This window comes from Pseudescherichia sp. (assembly GCF_032052675.1).
Taxonomy (GTDB): Bacteria; Pseudomonadota; Gammaproteobacteria; order Enterobacterales; family Enterobacteriaceae; genus Pseudescherichia.
On record NZ_DAMBWA010000003.1, the window covers coordinates 78578 to 102793 of the forward strand.

Sequence of the window (24216 nt, forward strand, 5' to 3'; positions counted from 1 at the left end):
CTCTTGTCTCTCCCGTTGATTACTGGCGAACGGTTCCGGCCAGCGGCGTCACGTCCTGCGCTTTTTGTTCTTCGGTTTTCATCAGCGAGCGCTCGTAGGCCCGCAGGAACGGCAGGTACATGAGGGCGGACAGCACCATACAGATCCCGCACATGATGACCGGACTCAGCGCCCAGTTAGCGGCCCAGGATGCCCCGATAGGCGCTGGCGTTGTCCACGGCGTCAGCGAAACGACCTGTGCCAGCCAGCCCAGCTTCGTGGCGGCATAGGCGAGGCAGGCATTCACCATCGGGACGAAGACGAAGGGGATAAACAGCATCGGGTTCATGATGATCGGCGCACCGAACAGAATCGGCTCGTTGATATTAAAGAAGCTCGGGACGATGCCCATTTTGCCGATAGTCCGCAGATGGGTAGCGCGGCTACGCAGCAGCAGGAAGGCTAGCGGCAGAGTAGAGCCGACGCCGCCAATCAGCAGATAGTGATCCCAGAAGCCCTGCAGATAGATGTGCGGTAGCACCGTGCCCGCCGCCAGCGCGGCCTGGTTAGCGGAGAGGTTCGCCATCCAGAAGGGGTTCATAATGCCGGTAACGATCAGCGACCCGTGGATGCCAGCAAACCAGAAGATCTGGCACAGCAGGACGGAGAGCAGGATGGCAGGCAGCGAATCCGACGCCGAGACCAGCGGCTCCAGCAGGTGCATAATTGCCTGAGGCAGGATCATGCCGGTTTGCGCCTCGATAAACAGGTTCAGCGGATGCAGCGTGCCGATAATCACCACTACCGGAATAAGGATCTCAAAGGAGCGCGCCACGCCGGTGGGTACCTCTTTTGGCAGGCGAATGGTGATGTTGTTCTGCTTCAGCCACGCATAGACGCGGGTGGAGTAGATCGCGGTGATCAGCGCGGTAAAGATCCCCTGGCCCGACAGGTACTGGGTGGAGATTTTGCCGTCGGCATAGGGCGCAGCCACCAGCAGGAAGGCCATAAACGCCAGCAGTCCGGACATCACCGGATCGAGATTAAACTGCCGTCCGAGGCTGGCGCCGATCCCGACCGAGATAAAAAAGGTCATCACGCCCATGCTTAGGTTAAACGGGAGCATCAGCTGTTCGCGATAGGTCTGGGAGAAGTCGAGCCAGCCGCGCGCGAAACTGTTGGTCGTGTCGGCGGAGAACGGCGGGAAGATAAACACCAGCATAAAGGAGCCGATGATCATAAACGGCAGCGCAGCGGTAAAGCCATCGCGGATGGCAATGACATACTTCTGTTGCCCCAGCCGTCCCGCCAGCGGCGTAATGGACTGCTCAATAACGGCAACCATAGATTGATATAACGAACTCATAGGAACACCCTTTTAGTGTGCCGCTTCGATGAGCGACAGAGCAAAGTCCAGCACCTTATCGCCGCGCTGCATACCGTAGTCCATTGGATTAATGGGCTGAACGGGAATGCCGTGAGCGACAGCCTTTTCTGACAGCGTATTGAGCATGTATTTCACCTGCGGCCCCAGCAGCACCACCTGATAGCGTGGAAACTGGGTGTCAAACTCCGCTACGCCGTACGCATCGATCTCTACCGGTAAACCTCTTTCATCGGCCGCTTCGACCATTTTTCTGACCAACAGGCTAGTGGACATCCCCGCGGAGCAGCACAGCATGATCTTAATCATCATCCCCATCCTCTAAATGTTAAAAGTTATTACAATGATGATTGGATAACAGATGGAAACCGGTTTCCATCTGTTAGACTTCGAAGTGTGATACTCATCAAAATCCATAGGCTATAAGGTAATTTTCCTGGATTTACATCACAGCTTTTTATGGCTCACTACCAGCAATGAGGGCAGAACGGAAAATCGGTTTCCATGCGAAATAGAATGCAGCTATACTGCTGCTGGCGATATTATGCACCATGCTTTGCTTGTTTTTTGGGCTGCACATGCGGCCTGACAGGGGAAAAAGATGTCTACAATCAACGATGTATCACGTCTGGCGGGAGTGTCGAAAGCAACCGTCTCACGGGTGTTGAGTGGGTCACGCGGCGTCAAAGAGGCCAGTCGGCTGGCGGTGTTAAAAGCCGTTGAAGAGCTGAACTACCGGCCCAACGTCATCGCCCAGTCTCTGCTCAGCCAGACCACCGGCTGCATTGGCGTCATCTGCGCCCAGGACAATATCAACCAGACCACCGGCTACCTCTACGCGCTGGAGAAGCATCTTAGCCAGCATCAGAAGCACCTGCTTTTGCGCTTTGCCAATAGCCGGTCAGAGGTGATTAGCGCCCTCGACGAACTTACCTGTGGTCTCTGCGATGACGTCCTGATTATCGGCGCGCGTTTTCCGCTAAATAACCTTGGCTATGACGATGTGATCCTGGTGGACTGCGCGGAAGCCGATACGCCGAACAGTATTCAGTTCGATCACGCCTTCGCGGCGGAAACGGCCTGTAACTATTTGATTAGCCAAGGGCGTCGCCAGATAGCGCTTATCCACCCGGACGTTAGCGGCTCCGCTGAGCGAGTGCTGCTGGGCTACAAACATGCGCTGGAAAATAATTTCCTGCCCTTTAACCGTAACCTGGTGTTTATGGACGCGACCTCGGCGTCGGTGGCCCTGCAGGTGCTGCTCAACAACGCTACCACGCTGAACTTTAATGCCCTGCTGGTGGCCGATGAGCAGGAGGCGCAGCGGGTGATTACCCAACTGCAGGCGTTTAATAAATCGGTACCGGGGGACATCATGGTCTTCAGCCTTGCTGGCTCCGTGCACCTGCCGGGGATCCCCACCATCCCGGCCATCGAATACTCGATGGACGCAATGGCGGCCCGCATCGTTAGCTGGCTGAGCGAAAAAACCCAGAACGTGCTGGGTTCATGCGTGCTGCGCGGGGATCTCATCATTCCGGATATACGCCAGCGCTAATCCGCCCTACGGTCCGGTTAGGCCGGGCAAACGCAGTGCCGCCCGGCGTTTCATTTAATTCACCTTTGGGAAATCCACGACGGTGTCGTTTACCCGGTTAATCATATTGGTGAACAGGATGGCGCTGACGGCACTGATGGTCTCCACTACCTGACGATCGCTAAAGCCAGCGTCGCGGAAGCGGGTAACGGTCTCCTCCGGCAGCGTGCCACGCGTCGTAACCAGTGCTTTCACAAATTTCACCAGGCCATCGATGTGCGCATCTTCCGGGTAGTCGGCGCGACGCAGCTGTTCGGTCTGTTCAACGCTGTAGCCCGCTATCTTGCCCGTCAGGGTATGGGCTGCCAGGCAGTAGTCACAGCCAGAGGCTTCGCTGACGGCAAGATTAATCGCCTCCAGCTCGCGTTTACTCAGGCTACTTTTCGCCAGCGTGGCATTATGCTGTAGCGCCTGGGCAAGCACGTCCGGTGCGTTGCCAATGGCCTGGTAGGCGTTGGGCACTTTACCCATTGCACGTTTAATGGCGCTAAAGAGCTCAGCAGTCTGGCCAGTGGCATTATCGGGCTGGATGGTAGTTAAACGGCTCATGATCTTCTCCTGTCAGTTTATGGGTTCCGCCGTATCGGCGATGGACTCATAATAGGGAGTCCGCGGCAGGGCCGTTGCCGCTCATCGTCTCGATTTTTTGTCCTGTCGTCTCAGGAGAAGTTATGGATAGCCTTAGCCAACTGCTTGCTATGCTGGCCCCGGCGTGCGCCGTTAATCTGCACTGCCGCTTTGCCGGGCGCTGGGAGGCCGAGCATGCCCAGCTCGCCGCGGGCTGCGTGCCCTGGCATGTCATTCTGCGCGGGGAAGCCCGGCTGGTGATGGCGGGCAGAACCCTGGACGTGCGCGCCGGGGATATCCTGCTGCTGCCCCACGGCTCGCCGCATCTGCTTCAGGGGCTGGTGGAGTGGGGGCAGGTCGCGCCGGTGGCGAAACGTCATAACGGGACGCTAATCGAGGTAGAGACCAGCGGGCCGGGACCTGCGGTCGAGGTGCTGTGCGGCGAATTCCGTTTTGGGCCAGGCTATAGCTGGCTCTTTGCCGATAACGCGGCGCTGATCCATCTGCAAACCCACGATCGAGAAGATTGCCCGGAGCTGGAGCTTCTGCTGACGATGCTGGTGCGGGAGAGCCTGAACCCACAGCCGGGCGGGGCAACGATTGTCAAAAGCCTGGCCGCAACGCTGCTGGCGCTGCTGATGCGGATTTTGCTCTCCCTGCATGAACCTCCTGCCGGACTGCTGCGCCTGATGAGCGATAAACGGCTGGCCCCAGCGCTACTGGCGGTATTGGCCGATCCGGCCCACCCGTGGACGATGGAGATCATGGCCGAGCGCTGCTTCTTATCCCGCGCCACTTTTGCCCGCCACTTTGCCCGCAGCTATCACCAGACGCCCCAGGCCTGGCTCTCTCAGCTGCGCCTGACTCTTGCCTCGCGCATGCTGATGGAGGAGAAGCAGGCAACCGTGGATGCGGTCGCCGGACGCTGCGGGTTTCTGTCGCTGGCCTCGTTTACACAGGCCTTTAAGCGCCTGTATGGTATGACTCCGGGCCAGTATCGAAAGAGAACAAGAGCATGATTCGCCTTGAAGATGTGACGCTATTTGTGCGCGCCGCGGCGCTGGGAAGCTTCTCTAACGCCGCGCGGGAGGCCGATCTGCTCCCAGGTCAGGTGAGCGCTGCCGTTCACCGGCTGGAGCGCGATCTCGATAAGCGCCTCTTCGCGCGCTCGACCCGCAGCCTGCGGCTGACGGCGGAGGGGGAGAAGTATCTGCCGTTCGCCCAGGAGCTGCTGGCCGTGGTGCAGGCTGGCGAGGAGAGCCTGCACAGCGATAATGAGCTACAGGGCGAGCTGAAGGTGGCGATGCCGTCGGATATCGGACGCAACGTTCTGCTGCCGCTGATTACCCGCTTCTGCGAACAGCATCCGAAAATCACCCTGCGGCTCTCGCTCTCCGATCAGGTTAGCGACGTCTTTCGCGATCCGATAGACGTTGCCATTCGCTACGGCGTGCTGGATAACAGCAGCTACGTGGCGCTGCCGCTGGCAAAGCATAACCGCCGCGTGCTGGCCGCCTCTCCGGCCTATCTTGAAAAACACGGGCGGCCCGCCAGCCTTGACGAGGTGACGCAGCACCACTGCCTGCTGTTTACCATGAACAGTCATGTCTACGACAAGTGGAGCTTTCCTGAGAACGGCACCCGTCGCCAGCTGACGGTCAAGAGCCGCCTGCTCTGTGATGACGCCGACGTGGCGCGGCGCTGGGCCGTAGAGGGCATGGGTATCGTCTATAAGTCGTGGATCGACATCAGCGCCGACGTGCAGGCCGGACGGCTGGAGATCCTGCTGCCCGAGCACCCGGGAGAAGCCGCGCCGCTCAACCTCATCTGCCCGCACCGCAAGCAGTTCTCTCCGGCTATTCGTCAGCTGCATAGCGCCCTGCGGGAACACTTAACGGCGATCGCCGACCTGCTGCCGGAGCCTGGTATTACCTTATGATGTCCTGAATCACTACCCTCTACGTCATTTAAGACATCACGAAAGCGCATAAGATGATTTCACCAACCCGATAACACAACACAAGGTGAACATCATGAAACTGACCCACAATACTATTTTTATTACTGGCGGCACCTCTGGTATTGGCCGGGCGATGGCCGAGCAGTTCCATAAGCTGGGCAACCAGGTGATCATCTCCGGCCGCCGCAAAGCGCTGCTGGATAGCGTCACCGCCGCGAACCCGGGAATGGATTCAGTCGTGCTGGACGTCACCGATGCGGCAAGCGTTCAGGCGGCAGCCGAGAGCGTACTGTCACGCTATCCGGCCTTGAACGTAGTCATCAACAACGCCGGTATCATGCCTTTTGATAACGCCGCTGGCGTGCAGGATGACGCGATGGCCGTTTCGCTGCTTGATACCAACCTGCTGGGGCCGGTACGTGTTACCTCGGCGTTTATCGAGCATCTGAAAAAACAGCCGGATGCGGTGCTGATCAACAACAGTTCGATCCTCGCCTTTATTCCGCTGGCAAGTAACGCGCTCTACTCCGCCACCAAGGCAGCAATCCACTCCTACACGCTCTCCCAGCGCTTCCTGCTGCGCGACACCCGCGTGAAGGTCATTGAGATCTCTCCCCCGTGGGTCGATACCGACCTGATCTACCGCAGCGGTGACGACCGGGCCATGCCGCTGGATGCATTTATCAGCGAAACGTTCGAGAAACTGGGTACCGATAATATCGAAGCTATCGTTGACCGCGTGCTGCCTGCCCGCGCCAATCCGGGGGCGGATGAGCATACGGTAGTGAACCAGTTCAACAAGGCGATGGTTGAGCATCCTATTCCCGTAGCGTAACCGCTGGCTGGCTCCGGCTTTGAGAGATCGAGGCGATGAAAACTGACATTACTGCACCCCAGCGCCGGGCGCTGTGGGCGCTGAGCCTGGCCTACTTTGTGCAGGCGACCGGGGCGCTCTCCGTTGCGGGGAGCCTCGGGCCTATTTCCCATGCCTGGGGGCTGACCGATGCTCAGAGTGCTCGCCTGCTGGCCGTTTTCGGTCTCACCTTTGCCGTGGGGGCGCCGCTGGCACAGGTCTTTTTCGGCCACGTCAGGCGTCGCCAGCAGGTCGTTGCCGGGATGAGCGTTTTCGGGCTGGGGGCGTTTCTGTTTGCCCTGGCCCCTGACTACAGCGTGCTGCTGCTCTCGCGGATCGTGATGGGTCTCGGCGCATCGTTGATCGGACCTGTACTGGTGGCGCTCGGCTCGGAGCTGGTTAAAGAAAAGGAGCGGGGCAGCGCTATCGCCATGATCCTGCTGGGTGTATCGATGGCCAGCATGGTCGGTATTCCGCTGGCGGCATGGGCCGCAAACCTGCTGGGGGCGCGGATGCTGTTTACCCTCGTTGGGGCGATAAGCGTGCTGTCGGTCATCAATATTATGTTGAGCGTACCAAACAGCGTTGCCGGGGCAGATATTCGCCTGCGCCAGGTCGGGCAGGTGCTGATGGAGCGGACATCGCTGACGGCCTTTCTGGTGGTGTTTTTTATTACCTCCGGCGTCTACGACATGTACGCCTTTATTTCGCCGATTGTGCGCGATACCTGGCATGGCGACAGCGACAGCGTGTCGGTTGCGCTGGCGGTGATTGGCGTGGCAGGTATTCTCGGAAATCTGTTTGTCTCGCGGGCCGCCAGGCTCTACAGCGCCGAGCGCCTGCTGACCGCTGGCATAGCGCTGCTGGTGGCCGATATGGTGGTCATTACCCTGCTGCCGGGCAAGCTCGCGCTACTCTATATTGCGCTGGTATTTTGGGCATTTGCTACCGATCTGCTGTGGCCCACGCAGCAGCGCAGGATAGTGGAAATTGCCGATCCACAAACCCGAGGCATCTCACTGGCCCTGACCAGCGCATTTATGTTCTGTGGAATTGGTTTTGGCTCCGCCGTCGCCGCGTGGATCTATCCGATTTATGGCTTTTATGGCGTAATGATCAGCGCAGTACTCTTTCTGCTGCTGGCGTTGGTAAGTCTCTGGCTCTCTGAGCGTTTTCGTATGCAGCCGTTTGACTCCTCATTTTCGGTAAGGTGACATAATGCACAGGATTGGTTTAATTATTGCCGACAATTTTCAGATGCTAGCCCTCTCAACGCTTACCGTTTTTGAGTTTGCCAACATCGTGGCGGGCGAGGCGTTTTACCAGACGGCGGTCTATTCAGAGCACGGAGGTATGGTGCGCTCATCGTCGGCGATTGGCATCGAAAGCGCGTCGTTATCTGCCGATCTGCAGATGGATACCTGGCTGTTGGCGGGGGTGCTGATGCCCACCGAGCAGCCTGCCACGCCGGGGCTTATCGCATTTCTGCAAACGTCAGCCCGGCAGGCACGACGGGTGGCAGGGATCTGTACCGGTGCGTTTGTGCTGGCCCAGGCGGGATTGCTGGAGAACCGACGCGCCACTACCCACTGGGCGCACGCCCCCAGCATGAAGCGGCTGCATCCGGCCGTCCAGCTTGATGATGACCGCATCTTTATTATTGATGAGGCGATCTGGACCTCGGCGGGTCTCACCGCCGGATTGGATATGGCGCTGGGGATGGTAGAGAAAGATTTGGGGGCGGACGTGGCTCGCAGCGTTGCGCACCGGCTGGTAATGAACCAGCGCCGCTCCGGCGGCCAGACCCAGCACTCGGAGATGCTGGCGCTGGCACCCCGTTCTGACAGACTGCAAAGCGCGCTGGAGTACGCGCGTAAAAACCTGCGCAAGCCGCTGACGGTAGATGACTTAGCGGACGCCGTGCACCTCAGCGCCCGGCAGTTGACCCGTCTGTTTCGCGCCGAGACCGGCAAATCTCCAGCTAAGGCCATTGAAGGGCTACGCCTTGAGGCCGCGCGACTCATGATTGAGCAGAGCCGTTTAACCCTCGACGCCATCGCCCGCGAATCTGGCTTTCGCGACCGCCGCCACATGCGCGAAGTGTTCGTCCGCGGTTTCGGCGTGCCGCCGCAGGCGCTGCGTCAGGGGCGATCTGCATCCCGGGCGGCGTGAATTTTGCCGCGGAAGATCCAGAAACCCCAGCTGTTGTAGATAAGCGTAATCGGTACAAATATGCCGAAGGCGATAAGCATCAGCTTTTGCGTCGCAGGCGGTGCGGCGGCCTGGGTTAGCAGCAGGCCGGGCGGCAGAATGAACGGAAAAACTGCCAGCAGCATGGCACCAAACGCGGCGCAAAAGAGCATAAGCGCCATGACCAGCGGCAAAAACGCACGTTTGCGGCGCAGCGCGGCGATAAGCCCGGTTAGCGCCAGCAGCGCAACTAGCGCGAGCGGCCCGCTGTAGCGCCATGCCAGCAAATGCAGGCGATAATTTTCATGTAGCTGTGTAGTCCAGAGAACAAGCCCTGCCAGCAGCGCGGCGGTAAACAGCGCAAGCCGCATCGCCTGACGCCTACCCCAGGCGGCCAGCTTCCCTTCGCAGCGCCATACCAGCCAGCAGGCACCGAGCAGCGCATACCCTACCGTTAGCGAAACGGCACAGTAGAGCGAGAACGGCGAAAGCCACGCCAGAGGGCCGCCGGTGAACTGTTCGCCATTATGCGCGATTCCCTCAATCCATGCGCCCATCGTCGCCCCCTGGCTTAGCGAGGCAACCCAGGAGCCGCCGATAAACAGCGCGTCGAACAGCGCCGGGTGCTGGTGGCGAAACTCTATCGCCATGCCGCGCACAATTAGCGCCAGCAGCATGATATAAACCGGCAGATAGAGCGCGCTATAAAGGATGCTGAAAGCGACCGGAAAAAGCGCCAGCATCGCCCCTGCGGTCAGTACCAGCCAGGTTTCGTTGCCATCCCACACCGGCAGAAGAGAGATGTTCATCTGCTGGCGCGCCTGCGGCGGTTGAAACGGCGCGAGCAGGCCGACGCCGAGATCAGTGCCGTCCAGCACCACATAAACCAGCACGCCGAAGGCCAGGGCGATAGCACTCAAAAGCGTTAGCAGCGGCAGAGAAAGGGCAAGCTCAAGCATCGTAGCGCCCCCTTATGCTCTGCGGCGTTATACCGCGTCCGGTCTGCTCCGCCACTTCCGCATTCGGCTCTCTTTCATTATGCGACGGTGCCCGGCCAAGCAGGCGCAGTAAGAACCATAGCCCGGTGGCGAAGATAAGCAGATACGCCACCAAAAGGGCAAAAAACGAGGTCAGCACCAGCGAGGGGGCGACAGGAGAAGCGCTGTGCGCGGTGCGCAGCACGCCGTAAACGGTCCAGGGCTGGCGTCCGGTCTCGGTTACAAACCACCCGGCGAGCATGGCAAAAAAGCCTGCCGGCGCCATCCATACCATGCCGCGCTGCAGCCAGCGGGAGGTCCACAGCCTGCCGCGCAGGCGCGTGACCAGCCCGGCTGCGCCGAAAAAGAGCATCAGCAGCCCCAATCCCACCATCGCACGAAACGCGAAGAACACGCCGGGCACCCAGGGAAGTTCATCACGGGGATACTGGTTCAGGCTGTGAATGGTGCCGGTGAGGTTGTGGCGCAGGTAGAGCGAGCCAATATTCGGTATAGCCAGTTCAAAGTGATTGCGCTGCGCCTGCATATCCGGAATGGCGAAAAGCCGCAGCGGCTCGCCCTCTCCGGGCGGCGGCGGGTTCCAGCTGCCCTCCATCGCCGCCAGCTTCACCGGCTGGTGATCGCGGGTGTTTTCACCATGCAGATCGCCTACCACGACCTGGATCGGGGTAACAAACAGCAGTAGCCACAGACCCCAGGAGAACATCAGCCGCGCGCCGCGATTATCCGGCCGTTTTAGCAGGTGCCATGCCCCTGCGGCGGCAACAAGGCAGGCGGTGGCGAGCATCGCCGCCAGCGTCATATGGGCAAGACGCCAGGGGAAAGAGGGGTTAAAGATCACCGCCCACCAGTCGACGGGCTGAAAACGGCCATCCGCACCGGTAATAAAACCCGCAGGGGTCTGCATCCAGGAGTTTGCGGAGAGGATCCAGAAGGCGCTGAAAATCGACCCGGCGGCCACCACGCAGGTCGCGAAAAAGTGCACCCAGGGGCGCACCTTGCCCATGCCGAAGAGCACCACCCCCATAAACCCGGCTTCAAGGAAAAAGGCGACCAGCACCTCCATGTACATCATCGGCCCCATGACCGCGCCGGCACGGTTAGCGAGTGCGCCCCAGTTGGTGCCAAACTGAAACTCCATCAGCACCCCGGTCACCACGCCCACCGCGACGTTCAGCGCGAATACCTTGCTCCAGTATTTATAGAGATCGAGATAAACCTGCTGCTTACGCCACAGCCACAGCCCCTCCAGCAGCATCAGCCACTGGGCGAGGCCGATGGTGAAGGCCGCCAGCACAATGTGAAAGCCGATGGTAAAAGCGAACTGGCTGCGCGCCAGCCACAAAGCCGTCTCCTGGCTTATCATGCTTCCTCCGTTGAGCCTCAGGCGTCGCTCGGTTTACCGCTGAATGACGAAATCGGTTTATCCACCTCTTCCTCCATGCGGCGGGAGAAAGCCTTCAGGCCGTTTAGCAGCGGCGTGAGAGAGTGCCATAGCTCGTCGTCATGCAGCATTTTCCAGGCGCCGCGTGCCCCCGGCGCGCTGCCGTTCGCGCGTTGCGGCTGCTCTTCCTCGCGGCTCAGTTCGGCCACAAAATCACGCAGGCCGAAGGCGAGCTTGTAGGTCTGCTCCGGCGGGATGGTGGAGAGCGCCATCAGCAGCACGGAGATATTCTGAATGACGTTCAGCGAGCCTTTGCGGCTCAGGCCGTCAACAATCACCTTGAGCCAGTCGTTATTACTGGCCACCAGGTCGTTGGCGAGGCGCAGCACGCCATGCTCATGCAGCGTCTGCAAAAGACGCTGAAGCTCTTCCTCGGCGGTGGGACCGATGGTGGGCGGATCCACCTGATACTCAATCGCTTTAGCCATTAAAATTTCTCCGGGTGTGGGGCCTGCTCGGGCGGGAGGCGATAGTCGTCGCGCTGCCACTTCTCCTCAACCTGCACGTGCGGTATCGGCGTGCGGTTGCCGTAGCGGAAGTTATGCCGCGGCAGGGGAGAGGGGTGCGGCTCGCGTGAAAGCTTCTCCAGCCGAATAGCGATCTCTTTATAGGCTGGCGTGTTGACGTCCGGGTCGTGATGTTCGCCGGTCAGCAGGTTAATGCCTGGTTTACCCTGGTGAATTGAGATAAACAGCGTGCCGCCTGCCACGCGGTCGGTGACGACCACGGGCACCTCCAGCGAGCCGCGCCGTGAGGTGAGCTTCACCCAGTCGCCCTCTCCGAGGCCGCGCTCGGCGGCAAGCTCAGGGCTAATTTCCACAAACCAGTCCGGCGACAGCGACATTGTGCGCCCGCCGCGCCCGCTCTGGTTGGTCGCCTGGAAATGCTCCAGCATGCGGCCGTTGTTGAGCGTCAGGTCGTACTGCTCATCGGGTGCTTCCTGCGGCGGCTGCCACTCAAGCGGGTAAAGAATGGCGCGCCCATCGGGCGTTTTAAACTTATCGGTATAGAGCAGCGGCGTGCTTTTGCCCTCCGCCGTGACGGGCCAGACCTGGGAGCTAAAGCCTTCGAGCCGCTCGTAGCTGACGCCTGCGAACAAGGGTGCGATGCGCGCCGCTTCGGCCATAATCTGCGACGGGTGCGTATAGCCCCAGTCATGCCCCATGCGGGCGGCAAGCTCGGTAAGAATGCGCCAGTCCGGACGGCTGTCGCCAAGGGGTGCGAGCGCCTCGTAAAAGCGCTGAATGCGCCGCTCGGTGTTGACGTAGGTGCCCTCTTTTTCCACACTTGGGCAGCCCGGCAGCACCACGTCGGCGAACTGCGCCGTGCGGCTGAAGAAGAGATCCTGCACCACCAGAAAATCGAGGTTGGTAAAGCCTTCGTGAACGTTAGTGGTGTCGGCGTCGGCAAAGGCGGTCTCCTCGCCAATCACATACATGGCGCGAATTTGTTTCGTGCGTGCGTGCTCAACCATCTCGAAGTTATCCGAGCCCGCCTCCAGCGACAGCCGCTCCGGCTCGACGCCCCAGGCACGCGCCCACTTTTCACGCACGCTTTCATCGCTCACCGACTCGTAGCCGGGGTAGTAATCTTTCAGGCAGCCGAAGTCGCTCGCGCCCTGCACGTTGTTGTGGCCGCGCATCGGGTAGCCGCCGGTGCCGGGACGACCATAGTTGCCGGTCACCAGCAGCAGGTTAGAGAGCGCGGTGCTGGCATCGGCGCCGTGGCTGTGCTGGGTAATGCCCATCGCCCAGACGATGCAGACGGCGCTTGCTTTGCCGATAAGCTCGGCGGCGGCGGTGAGCTCCTCAACGGAAAGCCCCGTCGTTTCTGCCGCGAACTCCAGCGTGAAGGGTGCCAGCGACTGGCGATACTCCTCCACCTGGTTGACCCGTTCGGCCAGAAACGCCTCGTCGGCGTAGCCGTTATCGAACATATAGCGGGCCATCGCCGAGGCCCATACCATGTCAGTGCCGGGACGGGCGCGCAGGTGGAGGTCAGCGCGCTCGGCCATCTCGTGACGGCGCGGGTCGACGACCAGCAGCTTCTGCCCGTGATGCTTTTTCGCCGCTTTGATCTTTGCTGCGATAACCGGATGGTTTTCAGCGGTATTGCTGCCGACGATGACCACCAGATCCGCCTTCTGCAGATCCTCTATCGTGCCCGCATCGCCGCCGTAGCCGACGGTGCGGAATAGACCCATCGTGGCGGGGTTCTGGCAGTAGCGGGAGGAGTTGTCCACGCTGTTGGTGCCGATAATCAGACGGGCAATTTTCTGCGTCAGATAAGCTTCTTCGTTGCTGCCTTTGCTGGAGCCGATAAAGCCGATGCTCTGCGGGCCGTGCTGGTTGCGAATTTGCAGCAGACGGCGCGCCACCAGCTCCAGTGCTTCATCCCAGCTCGCTTTGCGAAAGCGGTCATTTTCACGAATAAGCGGCGTGGTGAGGCGCTCTTTATCGTTAATAAAATCCCAGGCGAATTTACCTTTTACGCAGGTAGAGATGCCGTTGGCAGGTGCGTCGGCCATCGGCTGCACTTTCAGCACGTGGCGGTCGCGCGTCCAGATCTCAAAGCTGCAACCCACACCGCAATAGGTGCAGACGGTTTTGGTGCGCTTGATCTCCGGCTGGCGCCAGTGCATATCCATCACTGAGATACCGGTGACGATTTCCGCGCCGGTGCTATTTTCTACCGCCTTCACTAGATCGATCATGGGCCGCTTGAGCGACTGTTTCATACTGGTGAACGGCCCGGCGTCCGGCTGCATGGTTTTTTCAAGCAGCGCGTTACAGGGGCAGACGGTGACGCAGTGGCCGCAGCTGACGCAGCTTGAGCCGGCAATGGTTTCGCCGCCGTCCCACAGCACGCGCGGATGCGCCATCGTGTAGTCGATGCTTAGCGTTTCATTCACCTCCACGTTCTGGCACGCCTCTACGCAGCGGCCGCAGAGAATGCACTGATCGGGGTCATAGGTGTAGAACGGGTTGGAGTGGTCTTTCACGTAGGGCTTGCGCTGGTATTCATAGCGCTGAATGGGGATATGCATATCCGCCATCGTATTGTGCAGGGTGCAGTCGCCGGTGTTGTGCTCGCACACGGTGCAGTAGAGCTCATGCTTTGCCAGCAGGCGGTCCATCCCTTCATGCTGTGCCGCCTCGGCAAGCGGCGTACGGCTGGCAATCTCCATGCCTTCCGCGCTTTTAAGCGTGCAGCCGCGCACCAGTTCGCCATTGTATTCCACCCAGCAAACGTCGCAGGTTTGCATCGGTTCAAGCGATGGGTGATAGCAAACATGGGGCAGTTTCAGGCCGCCCGCGGTAAGAAAATCGATTAACGGGACGTTGGCCGGGCCAGTAACCGGCCTCCCGTCGTAAAACAGGGTACACAGGGGTTCGCTCATTTTGCTTCCTCAACCTTGCCAATCGCCGTCGGCAAACCGCACCGCAGCAGAGTGAAAGCGTCTTTTCCCGCAGGAATGCGCTTTCGTTATAGTTGTTTAAAGGTAGCCACGGTTGAGGGAGGGCGCCAGGCAGGGATGTTGCCAGGTATGTACGGCAGGCGTTAACCGATCTATATCAGCAGGATCCCTAGCGAGGCGGCGACGGGGCGTACATCATCGCCGCCGTGCTTCGCCCAGCTGTTAATAAAGCTGACAAAGTTTTTATCGGTAGTGGCATCCCACTCGTTAAAATGCAGCACCGATCGCCAGTAGCGACTATCGGCATAAAACAGTTGTTCGCATAAATAGCAGGATATCGCCCGCAATTTGATGTGACTATCGCGGTCCCAGATTTTGGTAATGCTCTTTATTTCAAATATCGGCAAGTTAACGTTGATAAATTCCAGAATATCACCGGTGGTAATGCCCTGTGGCACCCCTTCAAGCAGTTTTTCAAGGTAGCGGCGTATTTCCTGGCGGAATGTCTCTAACGCCGGATGCGCTGCAAAGGGTAAATCACTCCAGGTCTGGTAAATATTATTTAGATTGCTGAACGCGCCAGCTTCACAAATAGCCTCTTCGAACCATTTATGTTTGGTGGCCTTCGCTTTATAGAAGTTACAGTAGGCGTGGCATATTTCATGGGATAGCTGATAAACAATCTCTCCCCAGTTGCGAGTATCTTCAACTTTTAGAGTAATATGATAGCTTTCCCGCTCCTCCCGCGTATTCAGCGGAAAGAAGATCATCGGTGTCTGACTGTTTAAATCGTTCGTAACGACAATATCTTTATCAAGCTCATAACCCATCATGTCTACAAATGAGCGATATGTCCCTTCCAGTATGATATGCAACACATCTGAATCGATACCCTGCCACTGTTTCTCATCAGCAATAGCAACGTCCACTCGGGCCATCTTGTCATCCTTTGTCGATGTAGTTAACGAACAAGTGATATTTATAGCAACGAATGGAATTCTACACTAATTAAATGGTTTTTAAGGCGCGCCAACAGCATCTGCCGGTGGCGCATTTTTAGTCAGAACGTCTCTTGCGGGACCAGGGTTTGTGCAGGGGTTTTGAGCAGCATCCATAGCAGGATTGCACCGACCACGTCGAAGCCGGAGAGTACGGCAAACAGCGGGCTAAAGCCGACGGTATCGGCCAGCGCGCCCACTACCAGCGCAAACAGGGTGCTTGCCGTCCAGGCCGCCATGCCGGTAAAGCCGTTAGCGGTCGCTACCTCGCCAGAGTCAAACATATCGGAGGAGAGAGTGATTAGTGCCCCGGAGAGCGACTGGTGGGCAAATCCGCCGACGCACAGCAGGCCAATCGCCACCATCGGGCTGCCGAACAGCCCCACCATGCCGGGCAGGATCATCAGCGCCGCACCCATAGTGACCACCAGCTTACGGGAAACGATGATGTTAACGCCGAACAGTTTCTGGAACATCCCTGGCAGATAGCCGCCTACGATGCAGCCTACGTCGGCAAACAGCATGGGGATCCAGGCAAACATGGCGATATCTTTCAGGCTAAAACCGTAGGTATGCACCATAAACAGCGGGATCCAGGCATTGAAGGTACCCCATGCAGGTTCGGCCAAAAAGCGCGGTAGCGCGATGCCCCAGAACTTACGCTGCTTCAGCAGATGACCAATGCGCACCTTTTCTACATGCTCTTTCTCCGGCTGACCACCGGTGATGTAGAGGTACTCCTCTTTAGAGAGGGATTTGGCCTTTGCCGGACGGTTATAGGTGAAGTACCAACCCGCAGCCCACAGCACGCTGGAGACGCCGACGATGATAAAGGCCAGTCGCCAGTCGCGCATAAAGATCGCCCAGGCCACCAGCGGGGGCGCAATCACCGCGCCGATAGAGGAGCCGACGTTGAAATATCCCACCGCCACGGAGCGCTCACGATCCGGGAACCACTCGGTCACCGCCTTCAGCCCGGCGGGGATCATCGCGCTTTCGGCAAAGCCACCGAGGCCGCGAAAGAACGCCAGTCCCGTCCAGCTGGTAGAGAATGACGCGCCGATGCAGAACACGCCCCACAGCAGACCGAAGATGGTATAGCCCATTTTGGTGCCGAGCGAATCGAGGATATACCCGGCGATCGGCTGAGCGATGGTGTAGCAGGCAGAGAAGGTAGCAATAATCCAGGAGTACTGCTGCGTAGTGATGTGCAGATCGCTCTGTAGCGTTGGCGCTGCCGCCGAGATGGTGTTTCTGGTTAAATAGCAGAGAACGGTACCGAGCGTCACCAGCGAAACCATAAACCAGCGCATATGACCTGTTTTGCGCATACATACCTCTTTTTTAATGCAATAGACTGGCTGACCGCTGCAATGCAGCAGGCAAAGAATGGAATAGAGATAGAGAGGAAACGCGGCGCTACATTGAGCGTCGGCGCGTTATTGCTGCCCGGCCCTGGGCTTGTATTTGTTATATAGCTCACACTTCGCAAGCATGATGAACCGTTGTTTCACTATTTTTTGTGATCTAAAGCAATTTAGATGGCAAGTCGTACCGGAGGAGTTTTGGTGTGTGATCTAAATCACACTTTAGGGGTAGAAATAGATGCTTTGTCGTCTGCAAACCGCACCGTGCTCACCGTAGGCTGGGCAAACGCAGTGCCGCCCGGCATTGTTGCGTCAATATAGTAACGCCCGGTGGCGCTACGCTTACCGGGCCTACATATCGCACTGTGCCTAACGTAGTGATGGATAGCCAATATTCATGAACACCATTCATAAGCTCATGCTATTTTGCGCCATTTTTAAATGGATCGGATCCGTTAACATAGTCTGATTATTTTACGTTCAGACGGATCGCTATGACCGACCTTCAGGCGCAATCGCGCAAAACATTTACGCCGCACTCTACACCCGCTCAGAAGGCAGGTCTGCTTTTTGTTGCCATTCTCAGCGCGCTGATGGCCTTTACCTCTCTGTCGACGGATATCTACCTGCCCGCCATGCCAGCGATGGCGCAGGATCTGCACGGCGACGTGGAGCTGACCATCACCGGCTTCCTGATCGGCTTTTGCATTGCGCAGCTGATCTGGGGGCCGATTAGCGACCACCTGGGCCGTCGCATTCCGCTGTTTATCGGCATGGGACTGTTTATCATCGGCTCGATTGGCTGTGCGCTTTCAACCGATATCCTGCACATCGTCTTCTGGCGCGTATTCCAGGCACTGGGGGCCTGTACCGGGCCGATGCTGGCACGCGCCATGATCCGCGATCTCTTTAGCCGCACGCGAGCGGCACAGATGCTCTCGACGCTGATGATCGTCATGGCTGTTGCCCCTATCGCCGGGCCGCTGCTGGGCGGGCAGATGATTAAGTTCGCCTCCTGGCATGTCATCTTCTGGCTGCTGGCGGTAATTGGCGCGCTAATGTTCATCTCGCTGTGCTGGCTCCCGGAAACCCTGCCGGAAGAGAAGCGAGTTCAGGCCTCGCTTGCCAGCGCCTTTCGCAATTACTGGGCCTTACTGACTAACGCGATCTTTATGCGCTTCACTCTCTGCCTGGCGTTTTACTATGTGGCGGTCTACGCCTTCATTACTGGTTCCCCCTTTGTCTATATCACCTACTTCGGTATCGATCCGCAGCACTACGGCTGGCTGTTCGCGATCAATATCGTCGGGGTGATGGGCATGAGCATGCTAAACCGCCGACTCGTGCAGCGCCATTCGCTGGAGAGCCTGCTGAAGGTTGCCGTGCTGATCGCCGCCGCTGCCGCACTCGTATTGGCGGCTGGTACAAAGCTCAACGTCGGCGGCGCGCTGCTGATAGCCGCCTCGGTGTTCGTGCTCTTTTCGATGAATGGCATTATTGCAGCCACCTCTACTGCCGCCGCACTGGACGCCGTGCCGAACCTTGCAGGCTCTGCCTCGGCGCTGATGGGATCGCTCCAGTACGGCAGCGGTATCATCTCCTCCCTGCTGCTGGCACTACTAAGCGACGGCACACCGTGGACAATGGGTTGGGTGATGGCGCTGTTTACCGTGGCGAGTGCGGCGATGGCACTCCAAACCCGGCGTAGCTGACAGAAATGCCCCCTACAACTTCAGGAGTATCAGAAATGCAGCAAAAAAATACTACGGCCGATACGCTCACCACACGTCAGCAGGCGATTCCCTTGATTGCGACATCTATGGCCGTTGGCAATATGGAGAAGCTCAACGCCGCCCTTAACCAGGGGCTGGATGCCGGTCTGACGGTAAACGAAACCAAAGAGATCCTCGTTCAGCTCTATGCCTATACCGGCTTTCCCCGCAGTCTCAATGCGCTGGGAGAGTTAATGAAGGTAGTAGAGGCACGCAAAGCGCGTGGCATCAACGACGCGCAGGGTAAAGAGCCTGCCGCCCCCGTTCCCGTAGGCGATGAGCTTCGGCGCGTAGGGACAGCCAACCAGACCACTATCTCCGGTGCACCGGTGCAGGGCCCACTGTTTGATTTTGCTCCCGTTATCAATCAGTTCCTGCAAACCCACCTCTTCGGCGATATCTTTGCCCGCGACAGTCTCGACTGGCAGAGCCGCGAACTGGCTACCGTCGGCGCATTAGCCGCTATGCCGGGCGTGGAGTCTCAGCTGCTCGCCCACCTCAAAGCCAGCCTGCGGGTGGGGCTCAGTGCCGGACAGCTGCGCCAGCTCGCCCAGGGGCTACGCGACAACGGCGATGCCGATGCAGCTGCGCGCGCGGAAAAAGCGCTGGCGCAGGCCCAGAATTGATGAGCTGAGCTAATTAGCTCAAGCAAATATCGGCTCTAATCAGATAAATCGCTCTGCGTTATGCTCTCCATACATAATGCTGAAGGAGATCGTCATGCAAACAGTAAACCTGAATAACGGTATTGAAATGCCCCTGCTGGGCTTTGGTGTCTATCAAATGACGGACGCCGCCGAGTGCGAGCGTGCTGTGATTGACGCCATCGAAACGGGCTACCGGCTGATTGATACCGCAGCCTCCTATCTGAATGAGGAGCAGGTGGGCAACGCGCTAAAACAGAGTGGTATCGCGCGGGATGAACTCTTTGTCACCACCAAACTGTGGCTGCAGGATGCCAGCTATGAAGGAGCGAAAGCCCAGTTCGAGCGCTCGCTAAACCGCCTGCAGCTGAATCATGTCGATCTCTATCTCATCCATCAACCCTACGGCGATGTTCACGGAGCCTGGCGGGCGATGGAGGAGTTGCAGCGGGCAGGAAAAATTCGCGCTATTGGGGTCAGTAACTTCCATCCTGATCGGCTTGCCGATCTGATCGCCTTCAATAAAGTCGTTCCGGCTGTGAACCAGGTCGAAGTCAACCCGTTCAACCAGCAGCTGCACGCCGTGCCGTGGATGAAAACGCACGGCATTCAACCAGAAGCATGGGCCCCATTTGCAGAAGGGCGCAACGGCCTCTTTGAGCATCCGCTCTTAACGGGTATCGGGAAAAAGCACGGTAAAAGCGTGGGCCAGGTTGTGCTTCGTTGGATCTACCAGCGCGGTATCGTTTCGCTGGCTAAGTCGGTACGAAAAGAGCGCATGGAGGAGAATATTAACATCTTCGACTTCGAACTCAGCCTCGAAGAGATGTTGCAAATTACTGCTCTGGATACGGGGACCAGCGCCTTTTTCTCCCATCGTGATCCCGCGAGAATTGAATGGCTAACTGGCCGCAAGCTGGATGTTTAACAATACATTGATGAGGTACGACGTAATGCAAAAACGTTATCTTGGCCAATCCGGGCTTGAAGTGTCGTCTCTGGGCCTGGGCTGTATGGGGTTGAGCCACGGCTACGGCCCGGCAACCGATACCCGCCAGGCGATAGAACTCATCCGCGCTGCCGTTGAGCGTGGCGTAACCTTTTTCGATACCGCCGAAGTCTACGGCCCCTATCTGAACGAAGAGGTAGTCGGGGAGGCTTTAAGGCCGTATCGCGATCGGGTCGTTATTGCCACCAAGTTTGGCTTTACCTTTGGTGATGACAATAAGCAGCAGATTTTAAACAGCCGTCCGGAGCATATCCGTGAAGCGGTAGAGGGTTCGCTGCGCAGGCTGAAAACCGACGTTATCGATCTGCTCTACCAGCACCGTGTCGATCCTGAAGTGCCAATTGAAGACGTTGCCGGAACGGTAAAAGACCTGATTGCAGAGGGCAAGGTTAAGCACTTCGGCCTTTCCGAAGCAGGCGCGCAGACTATTCGCCGTGCCCATGCGGTGCAGCCGGTTGCTGCGTTGCAAAGCGAATACTCCCTGTGGTGGCGCGAACCAGAGCAGGAGATTTTGCCGCTGCTGGAAGAGTTAGGTATTGGCTTTGTGCCGTTCAGCCCGCTGGGCAAAGGCTTCTTAACGGGTGCGATTAAGGCGAATACGACCTTTGGCGAGGATGACTTCCGTCGCACCGTGCCGCGTTTCGCTGCCGAGGCGCTGGCGGCCAATGAAAAGCTGGTCGATCTGCTGACCGCTCTGGCTGCGGAGAAGGGCGTAACGCCAGCGCAGATCGCTCTGGCCTGGCTGCTGGCACAAAAGCCGTGGATTGCGCCGATTCCCGGCACCACCAAACTGCACCGTCTGGAGGAGAACCTGGGGGCAGCAGAGATTGTTCTTTCTCAGAACGATTTGCAGAAAATTAATCAGGTGCTTGAGACGGTTAAAATAGTAGGGGAGCGTTATTCCGCTGCGCATCAGGCCCGAGTAGGCCGCTGAGAATTGAAGAGGTCGCCGCCCGGGTAGGCTACTCCAAATGGCATCTTCAGCGGATTTTTCCAAGGTGATGCACATTAGTCTGGCGCAGTATATTCGCGAGAAAAAACTTAGCCAGGCGGCAAAGGATTTAGTCGAGACCGCAGAGAACATTATTGCTATCTTCTGCAAATACGGTTTCGACTATCATCAGTTGTTTACCCCGGTCTTTTCAAAGTGCTATGAGATCCCGCCATCGCGCTACCGTAACGTGAGACGTAGATGATAATGTCATGGCATGACGAGTGACGGTAAGGAATTCTGATGTGAAGCGCACTATCGGCGGGGTACTGTTTCTTCTTTTCGCGTTGTGCCAGCCAGCACGGGCAATCAATACCGAAGGGCTACAGGCCTTCCTGAAACAGGAGGAGACGCGCCTGCCGGGTAAGATCGGCATGTCCATCGTCAACGCCGAGGGCCAGCCGATTTTTGGCTACCGTCAGAATGAACGTTTCCCCTTAACCAGTACCTTTAAAGTCCTCGCCTGCGCCGCGCTGCTTGATCGTCTGCATAAGACTGCTGGCTCGCTGAATGAGACAGTCACCATTAAGCCTGACGAGCTGCTGAGCTACTCTCCGATCACCAAAAACTACGTTGCTCCGGCGACCATTACGCTGCAAACCCTCTGTTCGGCGGCGGTAAGCTATAGCGATAATACGGCGGGCAACAGTATTCTGGCTTACCTTGGTGGCCCTGAAGCAATAACGCGCTTTATGCGTGAGAGTAGCGATACCGTCACCCGGCTGGATCGCACCGAGCCGACGCTTAACGAGGCCACGCCAGGAGATGAGCGCGACACTTCTATGCCGGAACGTATGGCATCCGGGCTACATACGCTGCTGGCGACGCCGCGGTTAACCCCGTCGCATCGGACGACGCTGGAGAGCTGGATGCGGGAGGACAAGGTGGCCGACAACCTGCTTCGTGCTGCTCTGCCCAAGGGCTGGACCATCGCGGATAAGACTGGCGCAGGCGGCTACGGCTCAAGGGCAATTATTGCCGCTGTGTATCCCGCGGGGGAAAAGCCAGTCTATATGGCGATCTATATTACTCAGACCGATGCCGAAATGAAGGTGAGCGACGGGGTGATTAAGAGGATTGGGGAGCGGGTGTTTAGGTGAACCTGAAGTAACCGCTGTGCTTTCAATAACACAGCGGCATAATATATTTTAAAGACTTGGTTATCGTTTAAGGCTAACTTTTGGGTTCTTTTTCCCACTGAAGCAACGCAGCGATATCCTTCTCACCTTCAGCTTCTTTTAAGCGCCGTTGTTGCTCAGCAAATTGACTATATTCTGTCTGCGCTTTTTCATCGGCCATTCTCTTGCTGATTTTACCTGTACCTTGTAAGACATCTCGGTCGTTAAATTGCAGGAACTGATCCAGTTTGTCCTGCCAGTCATGAAGAAAGATCTGCTTACGGCGACGGGCCTGATCTTCGGCAAAATCCAGCCACATGTTAACTACGCGGTTAAGTTCACTAACCTCATCCTGGTTAAGGTAGTTTTTAGCTACCGTCACATCACACTTACGTACCTCATCGCCTTTGTAATTGGTTAAGCCCATATGCGGTTTATTGGCATCAGCGCGTTTGTGGATGAGTTCAGCGGCAGTGTGACCGGTGCAGGCGAAATGCAGCTTGTTCTGGATGGTTTGGAAAAACTGTGTGGTTTCCTTCAGGGAAGGCTGATAGTCGGCGGCTAACGCAAAGATCTCCCGCACCCGCAGATACACCCGCCGTTCGCTGGCGCGAATATCACGGATGCGCTCCAGCATCTCATCAAAGTAGTCAGGTACAACGGATGAACCAACGGGCGGATTTTTCAACCGCTCATCGTCCATCACAAAACCTTTGATCAGATATTCCTGGAGCGTTTGGGTTGCCCACTGGCGGAACTGAGTGCCTCTGATAGAGCGGACGCGGTAGCCAACGGCAAGTATTGCTTCGAGATTATAGTGTTCTATCTCTCTGGAAACCTGACGCTTTCCTTCCTGCCGAACTATCCGGAACTTCCGGATAGTTGAATTTTGAACAAGTTCACCTTCAGAGAATATGTTGATTAAATGCTCGTTAATGGTTCGAACATCTTTGTTGTACAGCTCCGCTATTGATGCCTGAGATAACCAGATAGTTTCCGCCTCAAAGCGGCATTCAACACGTACTCTTCCGTCACTGCTGGCAAACATAATAAATTCGCCTGCTGGTGATTGCGTTAAATTTTCATCCGCCATAACACCTCCACGTTAACTGGTTTGAGTACGTATCAATCTGCGTAGTATGCCAGAGATTTCGGATGAACCTTGCTGCAATAGCACTTATCGCTCATTGCATTAAGTAACGTTTCGCTCCCAGCCAGCAGGCCGGGAGTCGCAAATCACTCAATCATCTCTCGTTTGATTGTTGGCAAGTCACCAGTATCGTTAAGCGCACCGGGAAAAGACTGAAGCCAGTACTGTACTTTTGCTTCATTGTAATCAACAACGCTCAGTCCCTCAGCACAGCCCCATAGCTCGCGAGTGTTTTGAGCAGTAATGACGATACAGTCAGTCATCACTCTAATTCTGATAGGCATGTTGGGTATAAATCCAGCCTGAGAGATCCACTCCCCCTGCAATGGGATGTAGTTTTTCCGGGCGCGATCATAAAACTCGCAGCGGGCAGGCTTTTGAGGTGCTTCAGTTACTTTGGATTTTGACTTAGAATTGAGCTTAGCCATGATCAACTCCTTGATAGTTGGTACGGTTAAACGCTTCGTCTGTGTTGCCGCACAGCGAGGCGTTGCTAATACAGGAAGCTATTTAGGTGGCCTCCTATGTGGCTAGGGTAAATGGATAGGTGGCCTCATGTCAACGATATCGCGCGAAAAAAAACCAAAAGGTGGCGGTCAGTCCCCACAGTTCAAAATGCGCATTGATCCGGCATTGAAGGAACAGCTTGATGCTATAGCGGCAGAGGAAGGAGTCAGCCTCGCTAGCTGGTTGAAGGAGCTAGCGAGAGAAGCTTTGCGTAAAAAAGGCGTTTTGCCACGAGGATGATGCGAAGCATTCGTTGCTAAAATTTTTAAA

The 24216-nt window shown here is 57.3% G+C and carries 23 protein-coding genes and 1 pseudogene; 13 read left to right on the forward strand and 11 right to left on the reverse strand.

Annotation, left to right across the window (positions count from 1 at the left end; genetic code table 11):
- Window positions 1–19 precede the first annotated feature (19 nt).
- On the reverse strand, window positions 20–1345 hold the full coding sequence (locus RTX96_RS05215) for a PTS sugar transporter subunit IIC (protein ID WP_103820543.1): 1326 nt from the start codon (window positions 1343–1345) through the stop codon (window positions 20–22).
- Window positions 1346–1357: 12 nt separating this feature from the next.
- On the reverse strand, window positions 1358–1672 hold the full coding sequence (locus RTX96_RS05220) for a PTS sugar transporter subunit IIB (RefSeq protein ID WP_312670612.1): 315 nt from the start codon (window positions 1670–1672) through the stop codon (window positions 1358–1360).
- 292 nt (window positions 1673–1964) lie between these two features.
- Here RTX96_RS05220 and RTX96_RS05225 point away from each other — a divergent pair, with 292 nt between their 5' ends.
- Complete coding sequence (locus tag RTX96_RS05225) at window positions 1965–2921, forward strand: LacI family DNA-binding transcriptional regulator (protein WP_103820542.1); 957 nt, start codon at window positions 1965–1967, stop codon at window positions 2919–2921.
- A gap of 54 nt (window positions 2922–2975) precedes the next feature.
- Here RTX96_RS05225 and RTX96_RS05230 read toward each other — a convergent pair whose 3' ends face one another.
- The gene (locus RTX96_RS05230; protein WP_312670396.1) at window positions 2976–3509 is read right to left on the reverse strand and encodes a carboxymuconolactone decarboxylase family protein; all 534 of its coding nucleotides are present in this window, start codon (window positions 3507–3509) and stop codon (window positions 2976–2978) included.
- Window positions 3510–3631: 122 nt separating this feature from the next.
- Between RTX96_RS05230 and RTX96_RS05235 the strand changes: the two genes are divergently transcribed.
- From RTX96_RS05235 to RTX96_RS05255, 5 genes are all read left to right on the forward strand, one after another.
- Entirely contained in the window at window positions 3632–4546 is a 915-nt protein-coding gene (locus tag RTX96_RS05235; protein WP_312670397.1) for an AraC family transcriptional regulator, read from the forward strand.
- Complete coding sequence (locus RTX96_RS05240; protein ID WP_312670398.1) at window positions 4543–5466, forward strand: LysR family transcriptional regulator; 924 nt, start codon at window positions 4543–4545, stop codon at window positions 5464–5466. The genes RTX96_RS05235 and RTX96_RS05240 overlap by 4 nt, the downstream gene beginning before the upstream one ends.
- 94 nt (window positions 5467–5560) lie before the next feature.
- Window positions 5561–6322: an SDR family NAD(P)-dependent oxidoreductase gene (locus RTX96_RS05245; protein ID WP_312670399.1), complete on the forward strand. Its 762-nt coding sequence runs from the start codon at window positions 5561–5563 to the stop codon at window positions 6320–6322.
- Window positions 6323–6357: 35 nt separating this feature from the next.
- Window positions 6358–7554 (forward strand): MFS transporter, encoded by a 1197-nt coding sequence (locus tag RTX96_RS05250; protein WP_312670400.1) that lies wholly within the window; start codon window positions 6358–6360, stop codon window positions 7552–7554.
- A 4-nt stretch (window positions 7555–7558) separates the two neighbouring features.
- A complete protein-coding gene (locus RTX96_RS05255) occupies window positions 7559–8512 on the forward strand; it encodes a GlxA family transcriptional regulator (RefSeq protein ID WP_312670401.1) in 954 nt (317 codons plus the stop codon).
- Here RTX96_RS05255 and RTX96_RS05260 read toward each other — a convergent pair.
- The 6 genes from RTX96_RS05260 to RTX96_RS05285 all read right to left on the reverse strand — a co-directional run bounded on the left by RTX96_RS05260 (window position 8482) and on the right by RTX96_RS05285 (window position 16719).
- On the reverse strand, window positions 8482–9489 hold the full coding sequence (locus RTX96_RS05260) for a cytochrome d ubiquinol oxidase subunit II (RefSeq protein ID WP_312670402.1): 1008 nt from the start codon (window positions 9487–9489) through the stop codon (window positions 8482–8484). The genes RTX96_RS05255 and RTX96_RS05260 overlap by 31 nt on opposite strands.
- Window positions 9482–10894 (reverse strand): cytochrome ubiquinol oxidase subunit I, encoded by a 1413-nt coding sequence (locus RTX96_RS05265; RefSeq protein WP_103820534.1) that lies wholly within the window; start codon window positions 10892–10894, stop codon window positions 9482–9484. Before RTX96_RS05265 ends, RTX96_RS05260 begins: the two co-directional genes overlap by 8 nt.
- Before the next feature lie 17 nt (window positions 10895–10911).
- The gene (locus tag RTX96_RS05270; protein WP_312670404.1) at window positions 10912–11400 is read right to left on the reverse strand and encodes a DUF1641 domain-containing protein; all 489 of its coding nucleotides are present in this window, start codon (window positions 11398–11400) and stop codon (window positions 10912–10914) included.
- The gene (gene fdhF, locus RTX96_RS05275; RefSeq protein WP_103820532.1) at window positions 11400–14372 is read right to left on the reverse strand and encodes a formate dehydrogenase subunit alpha; all 2973 of its coding nucleotides are present in this window, start codon (window positions 14370–14372) and stop codon (window positions 11400–11402) included. The genes RTX96_RS05270 and fdhF overlap by 1 nt, the downstream gene beginning before the upstream one ends.
- A gap of 170 nt (window positions 14373–14542) precedes the next feature.
- Window positions 14543–15328 (reverse strand): hypothetical protein, encoded by a 786-nt coding sequence (locus RTX96_RS05280; RefSeq protein WP_312670406.1) that lies wholly within the window; start codon window positions 15326–15328, stop codon window positions 14543–14545.
- Window positions 15329–15450: 122 nt separating this feature from the next.
- Window positions 15451–16719, reverse strand: a complete 1269-nt coding sequence (locus RTX96_RS05285; protein WP_103820530.1) for an MFS transporter — start codon at window positions 16717–16719, stop codon at window positions 15451–15453.
- Between the two features lie 530 nt (window positions 16720–17249).
- Here RTX96_RS05285 and RTX96_RS05290 point away from each other — a divergent pair.
- The 6 genes and pseudogenes from RTX96_RS05290 to bla all read left to right on the forward strand — a co-directional run bounded on the left by RTX96_RS05290 (window position 17250) and on the right by bla (window position 22271).
- On the forward strand, window positions 17250–18467 hold the full coding sequence (locus RTX96_RS05290) for a multidrug effflux MFS transporter (RefSeq protein WP_312670407.1): 1218 nt from the start codon (window positions 17250–17252) through the stop codon (window positions 18465–18467).
- A 5-nt stretch (window positions 18468–18472) separates the two neighbouring features.
- The gene (locus RTX96_RS05295; protein ID WP_103820528.1) at window positions 18473–19153 is read left to right on the forward strand and encodes a carboxymuconolactone decarboxylase family protein; all 681 of its coding nucleotides are present in this window, start codon (window positions 18473–18475) and stop codon (window positions 19151–19153) included.
- Between the two features lie 94 nt (window positions 19154–19247).
- Window positions 19248–20099 carry an aldo/keto reductase gene (locus tag RTX96_RS05300; protein ID WP_103820527.1) on the forward strand — a complete coding sequence of 284 codons (852 nt, stop codon included), beginning with the start codon at window positions 19248–19250 and terminating at the stop codon, window positions 20097–20099.
- A gap of 25 nt (window positions 20100–20124) precedes the next feature.
- On the forward strand, window positions 20125–21114 hold the full coding sequence (locus RTX96_RS05305) for an aldo/keto reductase (RefSeq protein WP_312670410.1): 990 nt from the start codon (window positions 20125–20127) through the stop codon (window positions 21112–21114).
- Window positions 21105–21376 (forward strand): annotated as a pseudogene (locus RTX96_RS05310) (helix-turn-helix domain-containing protein); the annotation flags it as partial. The gene RTX96_RS05305 and the pseudogene RTX96_RS05310, both read left to right, overlap by 10 nt.
- 40 nt (window positions 21377–21416) lie before the next feature.
- Window positions 21417–22271: a class A beta-lactamase gene (bla, locus tag RTX96_RS05315; RefSeq protein WP_312670412.1), complete on the forward strand. Its 855-nt coding sequence runs from the start codon at window positions 21417–21419 to the stop codon at window positions 22269–22271.
- A 73-nt stretch (window positions 22272–22344) separates the two neighbouring features.
- On the opposite strand, the gene RTX96_RS05320 is transcribed toward bla, so the two are convergent.
- Together RTX96_RS05320 and RTX96_RS05325 are read right to left on the reverse strand one after the other, a co-directional pair.
- Window positions 22345–23382, reverse strand: coding sequence for a RhuM family protein (locus RTX96_RS05320; protein WP_312670414.1), 1038 nt, complete (start codon window positions 23380–23382; stop codon window positions 22345–22347).
- Window positions 23383–23525: 143 nt separating this feature from the next.
- Complete coding sequence (locus RTX96_RS05325) at window positions 23526–23870, reverse strand: SymE family type I addiction module toxin (RefSeq protein ID WP_409418556.1); 345 nt, start codon at window positions 23868–23870, stop codon at window positions 23526–23528.
- Between the two features lie 124 nt (window positions 23871–23994).
- On the opposite strand from RTX96_RS05325, the gene RTX96_RS05330 reads away from it, so the two are divergent.
- The gene (locus tag RTX96_RS05330) at window positions 23995–24186 is read left to right on the forward strand and encodes a toxin-antitoxin system HicB family antitoxin (protein ID WP_312670415.1); all 192 of its coding nucleotides are present in this window, start codon (window positions 23995–23997) and stop codon (window positions 24184–24186) included.
- Window positions 24187–24216 lie beyond the last annotated feature (30 nt).